We start from the raw sequence: 17,724 nt of genomic DNA, 5'->3' as shown, positions 1-17,724 counted from the left end.
GGCTCCTGCCCGTCTCGCGCTCAGGCCGACTGACCTGCCGCGCGGAGCTGGGCCGTGGCCCTCGTCCGCTCGGTCTCGTCGTCGGCGTTCAAGGCCGCCTTCGCCGCGTCGACGTCGATCTCGTCGGACAGTTCGGCGCTCTCGGCGAGGATGCTGACCCCGGTGGCGGTGACCGACAGGAACCCGCCGTGCACGGCCGCGCAGACCGTCTCGCCGTCGGTGGTCGTCACCTTGACCACGCCACCCTCGACGAGCTGCCCGAGCACGGGTTCGTGGCCGGCCATGATGCCGATTTCACCCTCGGTGGTCTGGGCCACCACGAAAGTGGCGGTACCCGACCAGAGACGGCGCTCGACGGCCACCAGCTCCACGGACATCTCAGCCACGTAGCACTCCTTCGCTCGGGGTGTTACCACCGAGTGTAATAGGTCTGACTCAAGCTATGAGAACGGCGGGGGCCCGAGTCCACATAGGACACTGCCCCCGCCGCGCTCAGGACGTCACTTCTTGGTGATTTCCTTGTACTTCTTCTCGAGGTCCTCGAGGCCACCGATACCCAGGAACGCCTGCTCTGGGTAGTGGTCGAAGTCACCCTTGGTGATGCGGTCGAACGACTCGATGGTCTCCGACAGCGGCACCGTCGAGCCCGGGATCTGCGTGAACGCCTCGGCGACCAGCATGTTCTGGGACAGGAACCGCTCGATGCGGCGCGCGCGCTGAACGGTCAGCTTGTCCTCTTCCGAGAGCTCGTCCATACCGAGGATCGCGATGATGTCCTGCAGTTCCTTGTACTTCTGCAGGATCCGGATGACCTCGGAAGCCACGCGGTAGTGGTCCTCACCGACGATGGCCGGGTCGAGGATCGTCGACGTCGACGCCAGCGGGTCCACCGCCGGGAAGATGCCCTTCTGGAAGACACCACGCGAGAGCTCGGTGGTGGCGTCCAGGTGGGCGAACGTCGCGGCCGGGGCCGGGTCGGTGTAGTCGTCCGCGGGGACGTAGATCGCCTGCATCGAGGTGATCGAACGGCCTCGGGTCGAGGTGATCCGCTCCTGCAGCTGCCCCATCTCGTCGGCCAGCGTCGGCTGGTAACCCACGGCCGAAGGCATGCGGCCCAGCAGGGTCGACACCTCGGAACCGGCCTGGGTGAACCGGAAGATGTTGTCGATGAACAGCAGCACGTCCTGGTTCTGGACGTCGCGGAAGTACTCCGCCATGGTCAGCGCCGACAGCGCGACGCGCATACGCGTGCCCGGCGGCTCGTCCATCTGGCCGAAGATGAGGGCGGTGTCGTTGATGACGCCGTCCTCGGACATCTCCAGGAAGAGGTCGTTGCCCTCACGGGTGCGCTCGCCGACCCCGGCGAACACCGACGTACCACCGAAGTTCCGGGCGACACGGGTGATCATCTCCTTGATGAGCACCGTCTTGCCGACGCCGGCACCGCCGAACAGGCCGATCTTGCCGCCCTCGACGTACGGGGTCAGCAGGTCGACGACCTTGAGGCCGGTCTCCAGCATCTTCGTCTTGCCCTCGAGCTGGTCGAAGGACGGGGCGCTGCGGTGGATGCCCCAGCGCTCGAGGTCCTCGCCGTAGCCGGGCTCGTCGAGGCACTCGCCGAGGGCGTTGTAGACGTGGCCCTTGACCTTGTCGCCGACCGGGACCGTGATCGGGCCGCCGGTGTCGGTGACCTCGGCGCCGCGCACCAGGCCGTCCTGCGGCTGCAGGGAGATGGTGCGGACGAGGTTGTCACCCAGGTGGCTGGCGACCTCGAGGGTGACCGTCTTGCGCAGCTGCTCGAACTCGATCTCGACCTTGAGCGCGTTGAACTGGTCGGGCACGGAACCGCGCGGGAACTCGACGTCGACGACCGGCCCGGTCACCGAGACGATGCGCCCCTTGGCGCGCGGGGCTTCAGTACTGGTCATCAATCATCACTTCCTGCTGCGGTGAGCGCGTTCGCGCCACCGACGATTTCGGAGATCTCCTGGGTGATCTGCGCCTGGCGGGCCTGGTTCATCTCCCGCGTCAGGTTCCCCACCAGCTCGTTCGCGTTGTCCGACGCGGCCTTCATCGCGGTCCGGCGGGCGGCCAGCTCGGACGCCGCAGACTCGAGGAAGGCCGCGTAGAGCCGCGTGTTGATGTACTTCGGCAGGATCGCGTCCAGCAGCTTGTCGGCACTCGGCTCGAACTCGTAGCTGGGGAGCAGCCCGGCGGGCTTCTCCTCTTCGCCCTCGGAGTACTCGACCTCGAGCGGCGCGACGCGCTTGGCCGTCGGCCGCTGCGTCAGCATCGACACGAACTCGGTGTAGACGATGTGGATCTCGTCGACACCCGTGATGCCGTCGGCGTTGCCGTGCTCGTCGTCGACGCCCCGCATGAACGACTCGACCAGGGCATCACCGGCCGCGACCGCGTTGGCGTAGCCCGGCTGGTCGGAGAAGCCCGTCCAGCCGTCCACGACCTCGCGGCCCCGGAACCGGTAGTAGTTCAGCCCCTTGTTGCCGGTGACGTAGACCTGCGGCTCCTTGCCCTCCTCGCGGAGGAGGGCGAGCAGCTCTTCGGTCGCGCGCAGCACGTTGGAGTTGTACCCACCGCACTGGCCCTTGTCACTGGTCACGACCAGGACGGCGGCCCGCTTCGGGTTCGGGCGCTCGACCAGCATGGGGTGGTCGAGCGTGGTGGCCGCGCCGGCCAGCGCCGAGAGCACCTTGGTGATCTCGTCCGCGTACGGCCGGGAAGCGGCGACCCGAGCCCGCGCCTTGGTGATGCGCGCGGTGGCGATGAGCTCCATCGCCTTGGTGATCTTGCCGATCGACTTGGTCGCCTTGATGCGCGACCGGAGTTCCCGGAGTTGTGCGGCCATGAGCTACCAGCTCACTTCTTCGGGGCGGGCTTGTTGACCTTGACGGTCTCCTGCCCGACCTTGTCGGCTTCCATGGCGTCCGCGTTCTCCTCGAGCGGCTTGCCCTCGGAGGTCGTGAACTCCTTCTTGAACTCGTTCACCGCGGCGACCAGCTTGTCGGCCGTCTCGTCCTCGAACTTCCCGGAGTCGCGGATCGCGCCCAGGATGTCGTCGTGCTTGCGGCGGGCCGAGTCGAGGAACTCGTGGTTGAAGCGGCGGACGTCCTCGGTCGGGACCGAGTCGTAGTGGCCGTTCGTGCCGAGCCACACCGTGCAGACCTGCTCCTCGACCGGGATCGGCGAGTACTGCGGCTGCTTGAGCACCTCGTACAGGCGGGCACCACGCTCGAGCTGCGCCTTCGACGCGTCGTCGAGGTCCGAGGCGAAGGCCGCGAAGGCCTCCAGCTCGCGGTACTGCGACAGGTCGATCCGGAGCGAGCCCGAAACCGACTTCATCGCCTTGACCTGCGCGGCACCACCCACGCGGGACACCGAGATGCCCACGTCGATGGCCGGGCGCTGGCCGGCGTTGAACAGGTCCGACTGGAAGAAGCACTGGCCGTCGGTGATCGAGATGACGTTCGTCGGGATGTAGGCCGACACGTCGTTCGCCTTGGTCTCGATGATCGGGAGACCGGTCAGCGAGCCGGCGCCCAGCTCGTCCGACAGCTTCGCGCACCGCTCCAGCAGGCGGGAGTGCAAGTAGAAGACGTCGCCGGGGAACGCCTCGCGGCCCGGCGGGCGGCGCAGCAGCAGCGAGATCGCGCGGTAGGCGTCGGCCTGCTTGGTCAGGTCGTCGAACACGATGAGGACGTGCTTGCCCTCGTACATCCAGTGCTGGCCGATGGCCGAGCCGGTGTACGGCGCGATCCACTTGAAGCCGGCGGAGTCGGACGCCGGGGCGGCGACGATGGTGGTGTACTCCATCGCGCCCGAGTCCTCGAGGGACTTCTTGACCGCGGCGATCGTCGAGCCCTTCTGGCCGACGGCGACGTAGATGCAGCGGACCTGCTTCTTCGGGTCGCCGGTCTCCCAGTTGGCCTTCTGGTTGATGATCGTGTCCACCGCGACGGCGGTCTTGCCCGTCTTGCGGTCACCGATGATCAGCTGGCGCTGGCCGCGCCCGATCGGCGTCATCGCGTCGATGGCGGTGATGCCGGTCTGCAGCGGCTCCGACACCGGCTGGCGCTCGACCACCGAGGCGGCCTTCAGCTCCAGCGCGCGGCGCTCGGTGGTCTCGATCTCGCCGAGGCCGTCGATCGCCTGGCCCAGCGGGTTGACGACGCGGCCGAGGTAGCCGTCGCCGACCGGCACCGACAGGACCTGGCCGGTGCGCTTGACCTGCTGGCCCTCTTCGATGCTCTCGAAGTCACCGAGGATCGCGGCACCGATGGAGCGCGCGTCCAGGTTCAGGGCGACGCCCAGGACGCCGCCGGGGAACTCGAGCAGCTCGTTGGCCATGGCCGAGGGGAGGCCCTCGACGTGGGCGATACCGTCACCCGCGTCGATCACGACGCCAACTTCTTCCCGGCTCACGTCCGGGGCGTAACTCGAGACGTAGTTCTCGATCGCGCTACGGATCTCATCCGAGGAGATCGTCAGCTCGGCCATGTCTTTCCCGCTCTCGCTTCGTTCTTGCCAGTATGCAAAGTCTTGTGTGACCTGGGGCTATGCCCGGGCCAGCCGCCTGCGCAGCGCCGCCAGCTGGCCCGCGGCGCTCCCGTCGATGACCTCGTCGCCGACCCGGACGACGAGCCCGCCGCCGAGCCGGGGGTCGACCTCGACGTGCAGCGCGATCGGCCGCCCGTAGATGGCGTCGAGCTTCGCGCCCAGCTGGGCGGTCTGCTCGTCGGACAGGGGGTTCGCGCTGGTCACGTAGGCCACCGAGCGCTGACGCCGCTCCGCGGCCAGCTTGACCAGCTTGTCGAGCCCGACGCCGACGCCGCGGCCCTTGGCCCGGCGGACGACCTGCTCGACGAGGGTCTCGGTGATCACGTCCACCTTGTCGGCGAACAGCCCGCGCACCAGGGTGCGCTTCGCGTCGGCGGAACCGGTCAGGTCCGACAGCGCCTTCTCGAGCTCGGGGTGGTTGGCCACGACCCGCGCGACCTGGAAGAGCTGGGACTCGACGGTGTCGACGTTCCCGGTCTTCTCGGCCGCGGTCAGCAGGGCCGAACGACCGAGCGACTCGAGCCCGTCGGTCAGCTCGCGGGGGCTGGACCAGCGGCTGCCCGCCACGGCGTCGAGCACCTTCAGGGCCGGTTCGGACAGCTTGCCGTCGAACAGCCGGCGCACCAGCGCGGTGCGCGCCTCCGATGTCGCCGAGGCGTCGCTCACCGCCCGGCGCAGGCCGATTTCCCGGTCCAGCAGGTCGACGACCGAGAGCAGCTCGTCGCCGACCGTGGCCGCGTCGGCTCCCGCGTCGGCCAGAACCTCGCCGAGGCGTTCCTCGGCGAGGCCGAGCGCTTCACGGCTCGCAGCATGCAGCGTCATTCTGGTCTACTTCCCCGCTCCGTTGGAGGCACCGGCGGTCTCCAGCTCCGCCAGGAACCGGTCGACGGTGCCGCGGCGGCGCGCCTCGTCCTCGAGCGACTCGCCGACGATGCGGCTCGCCAGCTCGACGGCGTTGCGGCCCATGTCGGCCCGCAGCTCGGCGATGATCTGCGCCTTCTGGGCCTGCAGCTGGGCCTGCCCCTGGGCGACGATGCGCTGGGACTCGGCCTCGGCCTCGGCTCGCAGCTCCGCCTTGATCTGCTCGGCTTCGAGCCGGGCGTCGTCACGGATCTTCGCGGCCTCGGTGCGGGCCTCGGCCAGCTGCGCCTTGTACTTGGCCAGCGCTTCCTCGGCCTCGGCCTGGGCCTTCTCGGCCTTCTCGATGCCACCCTCGATCTTCTGCGCACGCTCTTCGTACGCGGCCTCGAAGCGAGGGACGACGTACTTCTTGAGGATGAACAGCAGGATGAGGAAGGCGACGATGCCGAGGATCAGCTCCGAGATGTCGGGGATGATCGGGTTGTGCGTTTCGCCCTCTGCGGCGAGGACCAAGGCACTGTTCAGCACGGCGTCTCCTTAAAGCGATGAGCCGAGGACTCAGGCGGCGGAGGCGATGAAGTAGATGACGATGCCGATCAGGGCGAGCACCTCGGTCAGAACGAAGGTCGAGAAGCCGATGCCCTGCAGCTTGCCCTGCGCCTCCGGCTGACGCGCGGTGCCGTTGATGACGGCGGCGAAGATCAGACCCACACCGATGCCCGGGCCGATCGCGCCCAGGCCGTAACCGATGGCGGCGAGACCGGGGTTGATGTTGGCGGCCTGCTCGGCGGCCTGGGCCAGAACGATGTTGCTCACGTGCATTTCCCTTCACTTCGGTCCACGCGCTCGCGTGGATCGGGGGCTTGTGTTCTCAGTGCTCCGACGCCAGCGCGGCGCCGATGTACCCAGCCGACAGCAGGGCGAAGATGTAGGCCTGCAGCACCTGGATGAAGGCCTCGAGGAAGGTCATCCCGATGGCGAAGATCCACGCCACCAGCGAGACCGGCTTCAGCGCCCAGCTCGACGTCTCGGTCAGCAGGAAGGTGCCGCCGAGGGTGAACACCGCCAGGATCAGGTGACCCGCGAACATGGCGGCGAAAACACGGATGGCGAGCGTCAGCGGGTTGAGGAAGAACTTCTCCGCGAACTCGATCAGCGAGAAGAGCGGCAGCACCGCCTTCGGCACGCCCGGCGGGGCCAGTTCCTTCTTGAAGTAGCCCGCGAAACCGTGCCGCTTGAACCCGACGAAGTGGTAGACCGGGTAGACGACGAGGACCGACAGGGCGACCGGGAAACCGAAGCGCGCCATGGTCGGGAACTGCAGGACGGGGATGATCCCGTAGAGGTTGTTCACCAGCACGAAGGTGAACAGTGCGAAAACGAGGGGTACGAACGGCTTGAAGTCCTTCGAGCCGATCTGCTCGCGCGCGATGTTGTTGCGGCTGAAGTCGTAGATCGACTCCGCCACGAACTGCCCCTTGCTCGGTACGACCTGGAGTTTGCGGGTCGCCAGCAGGAAGTACGTCGCGATGATGACCACCGAAGCCACGACGAGCAGCATCGGCTTGGTGACCCCGCCGAACAACGCCGGCAACTCGAAGCTTTCGGCGCCGGGCGGCGCGAATACCGCACCCTCGGCCAAAACCAGCGCGCCCACTGGGCTCCTTCCGGTTCTCCCGGCCGGCGTTCACTCCGCCGGGGGAATCGTCACGATCTGGACTTAACGTACCCGATACGTATCGGGACGTCGGAGGCGGCTACCCCACCGTCCGCAGAACACGACTTCACGTTCTGCACACGGGGTTTCTCGCGTGAACACTGCCCTGCGGTCTACTTCGGACCAGAGGTGGACGAGGCGGAACTACACGGTCGCCACACTGCTGATCGCGGTTCGTCTTAGGGAGTGCGCGGCCGAGCCGCCACCCTTGACGCGGACCATACCAGCAGGTCAATCAGTGCCGTACACGCGTACTCCATACCCACCGATCAGCCCAGGACTTAGGTCCCGGGTCCACCCGGGACCGAGGTCCGGACCGGTACGGGACCTGCTCCGGAACGGCCCAGTTGACGGGTCCCGGGCCGAGGCTCGGCCGCCATGTCATGTGGCGCCGGTCACACTCTGGCGGCCGCGTCGGGGTTCACCGAGCGTAACGGAACTGTCCGGCAAAACGGACGGCGTCAGGAGGGGATGATCGTCGGGATCTTGGTCTTGCGGAAGGCCGCGAACTCGGCCGCGGCGGCCAGCAGGATGGCGACGATCATGGTGATGCCGAGCGAAAGCGGGTGCAGCGCGGTGACGCCCTTGAGCAGCGTCAGCGCGCCGAACAGCAGGACGATCTTCACGACGTACCCGCCGAGCGCGATGACCATGACGAACATCGGGTCCTGCCCCGCGCTGAAGCGCATCAGGCCCAGCGTGGACAGCGACGCGATCATGGCGAGCACGCCGCCGACGAGCGAGCCGAGGAAGCCGTGCAGCCCGAAGAGCACGCTGAACAACACGATGCACACCAGCACCGCGGGCGGGGTGATCAGCAACGAGGCCTTCGTCATCGCGCGGGCCGCCTGCAGCACCACCTTGGCGTGCGGGTTCTCCTGGTCCTGCGTTTCGGACTCGCTCACAGCTGACTCCCTGCTCGGTTCGGCACCGAGTGTAGAGAACCCCGCCGGTCAGGTACCCGGCTGGTTGCGCGAGCGCAGCCTCGGCACGATCGAAACGACCACCGCGAACACCAGCCCGGCCCCGATGATCCACAGCGCCGCGGCGTCGTCGAACAGCGTCACCGACACCGCGCCGAACGCCAGGATCCCCGCCCACAAGTAGATCAGCAGGACCGCGCGGCGCTGGGAGTGGCCGATCTCCAGCAGGCGGTGGTGCAGGTGCATCTTGTCGGCCGCGAACGGGCTTTCGCCGCGGCGCGTGCGGCGCACGACCGCCATGATCAGGTCCAGCAGCGGCACGAACAGCACCGCCGCCACGACCACCAGCGGCGACAGCAGCGCGATCGCGTCCTTGCCGCTGAACTGCGGGTACGGCACGCGGCCGGACGCCGACGTCGTCGCGCCCGCGAGCATCAGGCCGATCATCATCGACCCGGAGTCGCCCATGAATATCTTGGCGGGCTGGAAGTTGTACGGCAGGAAGCCCAGACAGGCCCCGGCGAGCGTGGCCGCGATCAGCGCGGGCGGGTAGGTGCCGACGTCGCCGCCGGAGCTGTCCAGCAGGCCCAGCGAGAACGCGCACGTCGCCGCCGCCGCGATGAAGCCGAGGCCGCCAGCCAGGCCGTCGAGACCGTCGACGAAGTTCATCGCGTTGACCATCACCACGACCATCACGACCGTCAGCAGCGCGCCCTGGTTCTTGTCGAGCACCAGCACCGAGCCGAACGAGTCGCCGCTGCCGCCCCACGGCACCCAGAACGACACCCACTGCACGCCGAAGATGACCAGGATCCCGGCGCACATCACCTGGCCGGCCAGCTTCGTCCAGGCGTCCAGTTCGAACCGGTCGTCGAGCGCGCCGATCAGCGAGATCACGCCCGCCGCGAGCAGCACGCCGACCGAGTCGAACGAGGCGTCGAACCCGTGCGACAGCGCGGGCAGCTGGTGGGCGAGGCCCATCGCGCCGGCGACGCCGAGGTAGATGCCGACGCCGCCCATCCGCGGGATCGGGGCGACGTGGACGTCGCGCGCCCGCGGGTTGGCGATCGCGCCGACGCGGATGGCGAGCCGGCGGACGAGGCCGGTCAGCAGGTAGGTCACGGCCGTCGCGGTCAGCGCGACGAGGATGTATTCCCGGATGGGGAGGAGACCGGATGTGGGCGGCACGGGTGCGTCACGCTCGCGGGGTCGGGGTCACCCGCGACACGCTATCGTGCCGCGGCTGGGACCTTGATCCGGCTTCACGCCAACGATTCCGCGGGCACACCGAGCACCTCCGCGACCGCCGTCTTCGAGACCGAGCCTTCGCGCAGCACCACCGGTTCGGTGCCGGTGAGATCCACAATGGTCGATGCGACGGGCTCGCCGCTCGACCCGCCGTCGAGGTACACCGCGACCGAATCGCCGAGCTGTTCCTGCGCCTCCTGCGCGGTGCTCGCCGGCGGCCGCCCGGAGACGTTCGCGCTCGAGACGGCCATCGGGCCAACGTCGCGCAGCAGCTCCAGCGCCACCGGGTGCAGCGGCATCCGGAGCATGACGGTGCCGCGGGCGTCGCCGAGGTTCCACTGCAGGCTCGGCGCGTGCGGCAGCACGATGGACAGGTCCCCGGGCCAGAAGGCTTCGATGAGCGCACGCGCCTGCGGCGGCACGCCCAGCACCAGGCCGTCCACAGTGGACCACGAGCCGACGAGCACGCCGACCGGCATGTCCGGGCCCCGGTTCTTCGCGCGCAGCAGCGCCTGGACGGCGCCGGCGTCGAACGCGTCGGCCCCGATGCCGTAGACCGTGTCGGTCGGCAGGACGACCAGCCTGCTCGACCGCACCGCACCCGCCGCGGCGGCCAGCCCGTCGGCCCGGGTGTCGCGCTTGCTGCAGTCGTAGACCACGCTCATGGCGCCCAAGAGTAGTCCGGCCGCCGACGGGGACGTTCGCCGCGTCACACCGGCCGCCGGGGGCGCCCCCGTCTTCCACGCTACCGGTGGGCACCGACAGTTTCCGGGGCTCCCGGTCCGCGCGGCCGGAGTTGTCCACAGCGCCTGCCGTCCGGGTCCCGGCTCGGCGCACCCCGGTCCGTGCGTCATGAACGAGTCGTTCACCTCGCCGGACGACGGGCCCGGCAAAGTCGCGCGGCCAGGCCACCCTGCCGCCGGTGACTCGCTCGCCCCACGTCTTGAATGAGTCATTCAGGTCTTCGGAGGTCCTGAATGACTCATTCAAGACGCCGGCCCTGCCGCGGTGAACGAGTCGTTCACCTCGCCGAACGACAGGAAAGGGTCGTTCACGACCTCCGGCTCCGGCCCTGACAACCGGCCAGACTTTCGTCGTGGGGCAAGCGGGTAAACCTCGCCGCGAGGCAGAACCGGGACAGCGTGGCTCAATACGGTCGATCACCGGGAACCTTCCAACCCCGTGGGTTCCCAGTGAAGGAGCCGCAGATGCGTTCCAGAACCCCGAAGGCGCTCGCCCTGCTCGCCGCGGCCGCCCTGCTGACCGGGCTCGGCGCGGGCACCGCCGCGGCCGAGCCGCTCACCCGTGGCTGGCCCGCCCCCATCGACGCCGCGCAGTGGGAGAACCAGGACCACATGACCTGGTCCGACTACAAGAAGGTCCCCGGCACGAACTGGGCCGATCCCTCGCTGAAGCCCACCCAGCGCACCTTCAAGGGCGCCGTCGTCCTCGCCGACTACCCGGACCAGGACTTCGTCGTCACGCGCCCCGCCCGCTCGACCGTGTTCGGCAACCCCGCGCCCACCGCGGCCGACATCCCGCGGGCGAACGTCGCGCAGTACTACCAGGACTTCCTCAACAAGCCCGAAGCCCTCAACAACGGGCACACGATCAACGAGTACTGGATGGAGGACTCCGGCGGCCGGTTCGGCGTGCAGCTGACCGCGTTCGGGCCGTACCGGATGCCCGGGAAGTCCTACGAGTACGGCATGGAGTTCCAGCCGGGCGCCTGCCCGCCCGGCGCGAACTGCGCGCGGGACATCCGCAAGGACGCCGGGGACGCCTGGCGCGCCGACGTCGGCGACACCGCGAAGCAGTTCGACTTCGTCTTCTACCTCTCCGCCGGCCAGGACGAGAGCTCGACCTGGCAGGAGTTCGGCGAGATGAAGTTCGGCACCAAGGAGAACGTGCCCGACGCGTTCGGACCGCCGAACCACGACCTGCCCAACTACGCGGCGACGCGGTACGTGCCGTGGACGTCGTGGGCGTCGGCCGCCAGCATCTGGCCCAACGCCCAGGACGGCAGCTCGGTGCAGGCGGAAAGCTCTGGCCAGTCGACCTACGCCCACGAGTTCAGCCACATCCTGGGCATCGGCGACAACTACAACAACCCGTTCGGCGTCCCGCCGTCACGCAGCTACAGCGGACCGTGGGACATGCTGTCGCGCGGCACGTTCAACGGTCCCGGCGGCCCGCACACGCGCTGGCAGATCCCGGCGACGCAGGGCAGCTCGATGGGTGCCCAGCACCAGCTGCGCAACAAGCTGAAGCTCGGCATCGTCGACCCGGCGGACGTCCTGCAGCTCGACCGGAACGACCTCGCCAAGACGGGTCCGGTGTCCGCGCGCATCACCGCGCGGGAGGCCGAAGCGCAGCCGGGCGCGTTCACGGGGCTGAACATCAAGCTCACCGGCGGGGACAAGGCGCCGAAGTGCGACCGGGCGACGGACCCGTTCTGCGACGGCGGCGGCTACGACAACTACACCGTCGAGGTCGTCGACCGGATGGGCGCGGACTCGTTCGCCCCGGACTCCGGCGTCATGATCACCAAGACGAAGAACAAGGACAACGCCCCCTTCGACTGGGTGATCGACGCGAACCCGCAGGACATCGGCATCACCGACTACACGAAGCCGGACGGCACGCCGGTGAAGATCACCATCGGCGACTACCGGCAGCTCAACGACGCCCTGTTCAAGGCGGGCACGGAGGCGTCGAGCCCGTACGAGTACACCGACCAGGCCAACCGGCTGCGGTTCCTGATCACCGATCTCGCCCGGGACCGCCAGGGCATCCTGTCGTACACGGTCACGGTCGCTTCGCTGGACGGCTCGGGCAGCCAGGCGCGCGGCGCCGCCGTGACCCCGGCCCCGCCGGCGTTCGCCCGCGGCGGGCTCGCGACCTGCGACTTCGGCCTGCTCAACACGGGCTCGTCCCGCGGGGCGCAGGCGCCGTACGACACGGACACCTACCGGCTGAGCGTCTCGACGGACGCCCGCGGCTGGGCGGTCCGCCTCCCGAACGAGCTGACGACGGCGAAGTTCGGCGGCCACGTGAAGGTCCCGGCGTACGCGAAGCGGGACCAGGGCGGCGACCTCGCGGCCCGGGTGAAGCTGACGGCGACCTCGATCAGCGACCCGTCGAAGACGGCGACGGCGAGCTGCACGGCGTTCGGCTTCTGACGACGCTCCGGAGGGGGCTCACCCGGCTGGGTGGGTCCCCTCCGGACTGCGGCGCCGGTGGCGTCTTGAATGAGTCATTCAGGTCTTCGGAGGTCCTGAATGACTCATTCAAGACCTTCGCCGCACCGCTCAGCCCAGCCGGCGCGCGGTGACGAACCGGGCCCGTCCCGTCAGGTCCGCGTGGTCTTCGACCCCCGTCAGCACCCGCCGCGCCCGCACCAGCGCCGGGACCGCCGAGCCGTGCGTGTCGTCGTGTTCGATGGCCAGGCCGCCGCCGGGGCGCAGGAGGCGGGCGCCCGCCGCGATCGCGTGGCGGATCACCGCCAGGCCGCTCTCCTCGGCGAACACCGCACGCGGCGGGTCGTGCTCGGCCACCTCCGGGGGCACCGGCGTGCCCTCCGGGACGTATGGCGGGTTGCACAGCACCAGGTCGACCAGGCCGTCGAGCTCGGCGAACATCGTCGGGTCGCTGATGTCGCCCGAGTACAGCCGGATCGGGGTGTTGCCCGCGTCGGCGTGGACGTCGGCGTTGTGCCGGGCCCAGGCCAGCGCCTGCGGGTCGACGTCCACCGCGTAGACCACCGCGTCCGGCCGGGCGTGCGCGACCGCCAGCGCCAGCGCCGCGGACCCGGTGCACAGGTCGACCACCACCGGGAACTCCCGGCCCTGCAGGAACTTGACGCCCCATTCGAGCAGCAGCTCGGTCTCCGGCCGCGGCACGAACACCCCGGCGCCGACCGCGACGGTGATCTCGCCGAGTGCGGCCCAGCCGGTCAGGTACTGCAGCGGGATCCGCTTCGCGCGCTGCTGGACGAGCTGGCCGATGGCCTCGATGACCGGCGGGTCGACCAGCGGCACCATCGGCAGCCGGCCGCGTTCGACCCCGAGCACGTGCGCGGCGATCACCTCGGCGTCGAACCGCGGCGAGGCGACGCCCGCGCGCTCGAGGATGCGGGTGGCCTCGATGATGGCCAGGCGCAGCGGCTGCCGGTTCACTCGTCGTCCTTCACCTCGTCAAGCCTGGCACACCAGGCGGAACTCCCCCGTGAGGACACGCGCCGGTCCTACGCCGTCCAGCGTATCGAGGCGCCCTCAGCGCTCGGCGGACAAGTACCCGGCCAGCTCGCCGCGCCGCCGCTGCAGCGCGCTGATCCGGTCGTCCATCGCGCTCAGCTCGCGGTGCAGCAGGCCGGCCAGCTCCGGGCACAGGTCCAGGTGCGCCTCCTCGCCGCTCGCGCACTGCAGCGCCGACGAAATCACCTCGGTGTTCAGCCCCGCCGCGAGCAGGCGGCGGATCTGCCGGACCCGCACGACGGCGCCCTCGTCGTAGGCGCGGTAGCCGTTGCCGTCGCGCGACGCCGCGAGCAGGCCCTGCTCCTCGTAGTAGCGCAGCAGCCGCGTGCTGACGCCGGTGCGTTCCGCGAGCTCGCCGATCCGCACTCCCACCCCCTGAAAGGTTGACCTTCACACCGATGTGAATGCCTAACGTCGGCGGCATGACCGAACATTTCCGGGACCTCGAAGTCGTCCTGCCGAACGAACAGCCGCACGTCGGGCCCGACCGGATCGCCAGCCTGGCCCGGCGCGCCGAAGAGCTCGGCTTCCGCGCCGCCTGGCTGCCCGACCACCTGATCCCGCCCGGCCCCTTCGGCGAGGTGTTCGGCGGGGTCCACGAGCCGCTGGTCACCCTCGCCCACCTCGCCGCCGTGACCAGCCGGATCCGGCTCGGGACGGCGGTGCTCATCCTGCCGCTGCGGGAGCCGTTCGCGCTGGCCAAGCAGGCCGCGACGCTGGCGAGGCTGTCGGGGAACCGGTTCGACCTCGGGGTCGGCGCCGGCTGGAACGAACCGGAGTTCGCCGAGGTCGGCGTCGACTTCGGCACCCGCGGCAAGCGGACCGACGAGTCACTGGACCTGCTCGCCGAGCTGTTCCGCACCGGCCGCGGCCCCGGCGGCGGCTACTTCGAGCCGCGACCGGGCCAGCCGGTGCCCCTCACCGTCGGCGGCAACTCCGCGGCGGCGCTGCGCCGGGCCGTGCGGGTCGGCGCGGGCTGGTTCAGCGCCGGGCTCTCCCCCGCCGAGGTCGGCGAGCGCGCCGGAAAGCTCACGGCCATGACAAACGGCCGCGAAACACGGGTCACCGCCAGAATGGATTGGGACGGGACCGATCTCGACTCCGCGACCGCGCGATTCCGCGCGTATATCCTGGCGGGGGCGGACGCGGTGGCCGTCCACTTCGGCCCGGCGGAGACCTTCGAGCAGCGGATGACCACGTTCGCCGAGGCCGTCGCCGAACCCTAGGATGCCCGAGACGCCGACCCACGGGAGCGCCAGTGCCGACCGAGCCGACCACGCGCCACCGGGTCGCGTTCGTCTTCCCGATCTACAACGAGGAAGCGAACATCGACCTGCTGCACCGCACGGTCGACGAGGTCACCGCGCCGCTGGCCGGGCGGTACGACTTCAGCTTCCTATACGTCGACGACGGCAGCCGCGACGGTTCGCTGGAGCGGCTGACCGAGCTGGCCGCCCGCGACGCCCGGGTCACCGTCGTCGAGCTGTCCCGCAACTTCGGGCACCAGATGGCCGTGACCGCCGGGCTCGACCTGGTCGACGCGGACGCCGTGGTGATCATGGACAGCGACCTCCAGGACCCGCCGCGAGTCGCGCTCGAGCTGCTGGAGAAGTGGGAAGAGGGCTACGAGGTCGTCTACGCGCAGCGCCGGTCGCGGCAGGACCCGCCGTTCAAGCGGTACACCGCGAGCGCGTTCTACTGGTTCCTGCGGAAGATGGCCGCGGTCGACATCCCGAAGAACACCGGGGACTTCCGGCTGGTCGACCGCAAGGTCGTCGACGAGCTGCGCAAGTACCGCGAACGCGACCGGTTCCTGCGCGGCCTCGTGAGCTACGTCGGGTTCCGGCAGACCGCCGTTCTCTTCGACCGCGACAAGCGCCACGCCGGCGTCACCGGCTACCCGCTGACGAAGATGCTGCGCTTCGCCGCCGACGGCATCCTCGGGTTCTCGACGACGCCGCTGCGGATGATCACGCGGATGGGGTACCTGATCTCGCTGCTGAGCTTCTTCGGCGTGCTCTACGTCGTCGGCGTGAAGCTGTTCGCGCCGGAGACCGCGGTGCCCGGCTGGGCGTTCATCACCATCGCGATGTTCTTCCTCGGCGGCATCCAGATCATCATGCTCGGCGTGCTCGGCAGCTACATCGGCCGCACGTATTCGCAGGTGCAGAACCGGCCGCTGTACACGGTGGCGTCGGTGCGCACCGGCGCCGCCGACCGGAGCGCCGTCCGATGAGGTTCGTCACGGCCACGCAGGTCCGCTTCGGGATCGTCGGGATCGGCAACACCCTGGTCGACGCCCTCGGCTACGCGCTGCTGGCGACGCTCGGCGTCCCGACGTTCGTCGCCAACTTCATTTCGACGACGGCGGGCATGCTGCTGTCGTTCACGCTGAACCGGAACTTCACGTTCCGGGCGAAGGACGGCGACATCCGGAAACAGGCGTTGCTGTTCTTCGGCGTGACGGCGTTCGGGCTCTGGGTGGTGCAGTTCTTCGTGATCTGGCTGGTCGGACGCCTGTTCCCGGGCATCAACCTGCTGGTGCCGAAGGGCGCGGCGATCGTCGTCGGGCTGTTCTGGAACTACCTGCTCTACCACTACGTCGTGTTCCGGAACCGCCCGGTTTCGCCCGTTCCCGGTGCAGCACCCGCCGACTCTGCGTGATCTCGTACGCTGTTCCGGGTGCGAACCCGTGAACTGCGCTTCGGCCTGGGCGTCTTCGTCCTTTCCCTGGGCGTCCTGCTGATCCGGTTCCTCGTGCCGAGGCCGGTCGGGATGGCCGACAACGGCGACGGCTGGCGCCTGCTGTGCGACCTCGGCGGCCGGCACCCCGAAATCAAGCCCGAGTTCTACGTGCACTTCAGCTACGGGCCGGGCCAGGGCTGCAAGAGCGACTACATCTCGAGCCAGGCGTGGCTCGACTGGTTCGCGAGCAAGCTCGGGAAGGTGCTCGGCTCGTCGGCGGAGCTCAACCTGCTGGTGCTCGGCGCCATCACGGCCGTACTGGTCGCGGTGGGCGTCGCGGCGACCGTTCTGGCGCTCGACCTCAGCGCCCGCAACCGCCTCATCGCCACTCTCCTGCTGCTGCTCGTGATGGCAGACTCGGCGTTCTTCGGCTACTTCGCCTCGGTGCTCAGCGAGGGCGCCGGCTTCCTGGGGATGCTCCTGATGGCCGGCGGGCTGCTGCTGATGCACCGCACGGGCGCGTGGCGGTACTGGGGTGCGGCGCTGACCGTCGTGGGCGCGCTGATCGGCATCAACGCGAAGTCGCAGACGCTGCTGCTGATCCCGCTGTTCGTGCTGGCGCTGGTGCTGGTCAAGCCGCTCGGGGCCCGGGGACGGGCGCGGTGGCTGCTGCCGCTGGGCGTGCTGGTGGTCGTGGGCGCGGGGACGGCGGCGGTGCAGTCCCACGGCGACCCGGCCAACGCCGAGTACCGCGAAGCGAACATGTACCACGTGGTGTTCGACAGCATCGTGGACGGCAAGCACGACACGGACGCCGACCTGGCCGCCCTGGGCCTGCCGCCGAGCGCGAAGAAGTTCATCGGCACCGGCTGGTGGGAAGCGAGCCCGTGGAAGGACGCGGACTACAACGGCTTCCGCGACAAGATCAGCCGCCGCAACGTGGTGAGCTACTACGCCTCGCACCCGCAGCGCACGCTGCAGATCCTCCAGCAGGGCGCGGTCGACACGCTGACGGCCCGCCCGGAGCGGCTGGGCAGCTTCGCCGACACGTCCGGGCTGCCGCCGATGGCGCAGGAGTTCCGCGTCCCGGTGTTCTCGGGCCTGTCCGCGCTGGCGGCGCCGCTGGGGCTGTTCGTGCTGGTCCCGTTCTGGCTGCTGATCGGCTGGGCCGGCGTGCGGGCGTTCCGGCGGTCGCGACGCGAGTACGGGATCGTGGTGTTCTTCCTGCTGCTGTTCGCGGTGGGCCAGTTCGGGCTGTCGGCGCTCGGCGAAGGCGTCGAGGGCGTGAAGCACCAGCTGCTGACGCTGTTCCCGACGGTGCTGGCGTTCGTGTTCGGGGTCCTGAGCTTCTTCCCGCGTCCCGCCCGGCCGGCCGTCGAGCCCGCCCCGGACGAGGAGCCGGCGACCGAGGTGTTCGAGGCGTTCCGCGAGCCCGAGGAGCCGGCGGTCCGGTGATGCG

The 17,724-nt window shown here is 69.5% G+C and carries 18 protein-coding genes; 5 read left to right on the top strand and 13 right to left on the bottom strand.

The features are described 5' to 3' along the window. Nucleotides 1-20: 20 nt before the first annotated feature. The 11 genes from H4696_RS42055 to H4696_RS42005 form a co-directional block, all read right to left on the bottom strand. Nucleotides 21-386 carry a F0F1 ATP synthase subunit epsilon gene (locus H4696_RS42055; RefSeq protein ID WP_086865364.1) on the bottom strand — a complete coding sequence of 122 codons (366 nt, stop codon included), beginning with the start codon at nt 384-386 and terminating at the stop codon, nt 21-23. Between the two features lie 114 nt (nt 387-500). Continuing rightward, nucleotides 501-1,928 carry a F0F1 ATP synthase subunit beta gene (gene atpD / locus H4696_RS42050; protein WP_086865363.1) on the bottom strand — a complete coding sequence of 476 codons (1,428 nt, stop codon included), beginning with the start codon at nt 1,926-1,928 and terminating at the stop codon, nt 501-503. Then, a complete protein-coding gene (locus tag H4696_RS42045) occupies nt 1,928-2,866 on the bottom strand; it encodes a F0F1 ATP synthase subunit gamma (protein ID WP_086865362.1) in 939 nt (312 codons plus the stop codon). The genes atpD and H4696_RS42045 overlap by 1 nt, the downstream gene beginning before the upstream one ends. 11 nt (nt 2,867-2,877) lie before the next feature. Beyond that, the gene (atpA, locus tag H4696_RS42040) at nt 2,878-4,515 is read right to left on the bottom strand and encodes a F0F1 ATP synthase subunit alpha (protein ID WP_086865361.1); all 1,638 of its coding nucleotides are present in this window, start codon (nt 4,513-4,515) and stop codon (nt 2,878-2,880) included. 57 nt (nt 4,516-4,572) lie between these two features. Next, nucleotides 4,573-5,397, bottom strand: a complete 825-nt coding sequence (locus H4696_RS42035; protein WP_192782820.1) for a F0F1 ATP synthase subunit delta — start codon at nt 5,395-5,397, stop codon at nt 4,573-4,575. Between the two features lie 6 nt (nt 5,398-5,403). Then, entirely contained in the window at nt 5,404-5,964 is a 561-nt protein-coding gene (locus H4696_RS42030; protein WP_086861262.1) for a F0F1 ATP synthase subunit B, read from the bottom strand. A 30-nt stretch (nt 5,965-5,994) separates the two neighbouring features. Beyond that, nucleotides 5,995-6,252, bottom strand: a complete 258-nt coding sequence (locus H4696_RS42025) for an ATP synthase subunit c family protein (RefSeq protein WP_033261340.1) — start codon at nt 6,250-6,252, stop codon at nt 5,995-5,997. Nucleotides 6,253-6,307: 55 nt separating this feature from the next. After that, complete coding sequence (gene atpB, locus H4696_RS42020; RefSeq protein ID WP_086861260.1) at nt 6,308-7,093, bottom strand: F0F1 ATP synthase subunit A; 786 nt, start codon at nt 7,091-7,093, stop codon at nt 6,308-6,310. Between the two features lie 521 nt (nt 7,094-7,614). Then, the gene (locus tag H4696_RS42015; RefSeq protein ID WP_086861258.1) at nt 7,615-8,058 is read right to left on the bottom strand and encodes a Cg1360 family ATP-synthase-associated protein; all 444 of its coding nucleotides are present in this window, start codon (nt 8,056-8,058) and stop codon (nt 7,615-7,617) included. 48 nt (nt 8,059-8,106) lie between these two features. After that, nucleotides 8,107-9,264, bottom strand: a complete 1,158-nt coding sequence (locus H4696_RS42010) for a glycosyltransferase family 4 protein (protein WP_086861256.1) — start codon at nt 9,262-9,264, stop codon at nt 8,107-8,109. A 74-nt stretch (nt 9,265-9,338) separates the two neighbouring features. Continuing rightward, entirely contained in the window at nt 9,339-9,989 is a 651-nt protein-coding gene (locus H4696_RS42005) for an L-threonylcarbamoyladenylate synthase (protein ID WP_086861254.1), read from the bottom strand. Nucleotides 9,990-10,532: 543 nt separating this feature from the next. On the opposite strand from H4696_RS42005, the gene H4696_RS42000 reads away from it, so the two are divergent. Continuing rightward, nucleotides 10,533-12,506 (top strand): M6 family metalloprotease domain-containing protein, encoded by a 1,974-nt coding sequence (locus H4696_RS42000; protein WP_086861266.1) that lies wholly within the window; start codon nt 10,533-10,535, stop codon nt 12,504-12,506. Nucleotides 12,507-12,635: 129 nt separating this feature from the next. Here H4696_RS42000 and prmC read toward each other — a convergent pair whose 3' ends face one another. Continuing rightward, complete coding sequence (gene prmC / locus H4696_RS41995) at nt 12,636-13,502, bottom strand: peptide chain release factor N(5)-glutamine methyltransferase (protein ID WP_086861252.1); 867 nt, start codon at nt 13,500-13,502, stop codon at nt 12,636-12,638. 96 nt (nt 13,503-13,598) lie between these two features. Continuing rightward, on the bottom strand, nt 13,599-13,946 hold the full coding sequence (locus H4696_RS41990) for a MerR family transcriptional regulator (protein WP_086861251.1): 348 nt from the start codon (nt 13,944-13,946) through the stop codon (nt 13,599-13,601). A 56-nt stretch (nt 13,947-14,002) separates the two neighbouring features. On the opposite strand from H4696_RS41990, the gene H4696_RS41985 reads away from it, so the two are divergent. The 4 genes from H4696_RS41985 to wsfD are packed head-to-tail and all read left to right on the top strand — an operon-like array spanning nt 14,003 to nt 17,720. Further along, complete coding sequence (locus H4696_RS41985) at nt 14,003-14,806, top strand: TIGR03619 family F420-dependent LLM class oxidoreductase (protein ID WP_192782819.1); 804 nt, start codon at nt 14,003-14,005, stop codon at nt 14,804-14,806. Nucleotides 14,807-14,838: 32 nt separating this feature from the next. Further along, nucleotides 14,839-15,816, top strand: coding sequence for a glycosyltransferase (locus H4696_RS41980; protein WP_086863523.1), 978 nt, complete (start codon nt 14,839-14,841; stop codon nt 15,814-15,816). Then, entirely contained in the window at nt 15,813-16,244 is a 432-nt protein-coding gene (locus H4696_RS41975) for a GtrA family protein (RefSeq protein WP_086863522.1), read from the top strand. Before H4696_RS41980 ends, H4696_RS41975 begins: the two co-directional genes overlap by 4 nt. Before the next feature lie 18 nt (nt 16,245-16,262). Next, on the top strand, nt 16,263-17,720 hold the full coding sequence (wsfD, locus tag H4696_RS41970) for a glycan biosynthesis hexose transferase WsfD (protein WP_086863521.1): 1,458 nt from the start codon (nt 16,263-16,265) through the stop codon (nt 17,718-17,720). The last annotated feature ends 4 nt before the right edge of the window (nt 17,721-17,724 follow it).

This window comes from Amycolatopsis lexingtonensis (assembly GCF_014873755.1).
GTDB lineage: Bacteria > Actinomycetota > Actinomycetes > Mycobacteriales > Pseudonocardiaceae > Amycolatopsis > Amycolatopsis lexingtonensis.
This window is presented reverse-complemented; position numbering and strand designations above follow the sequence as displayed.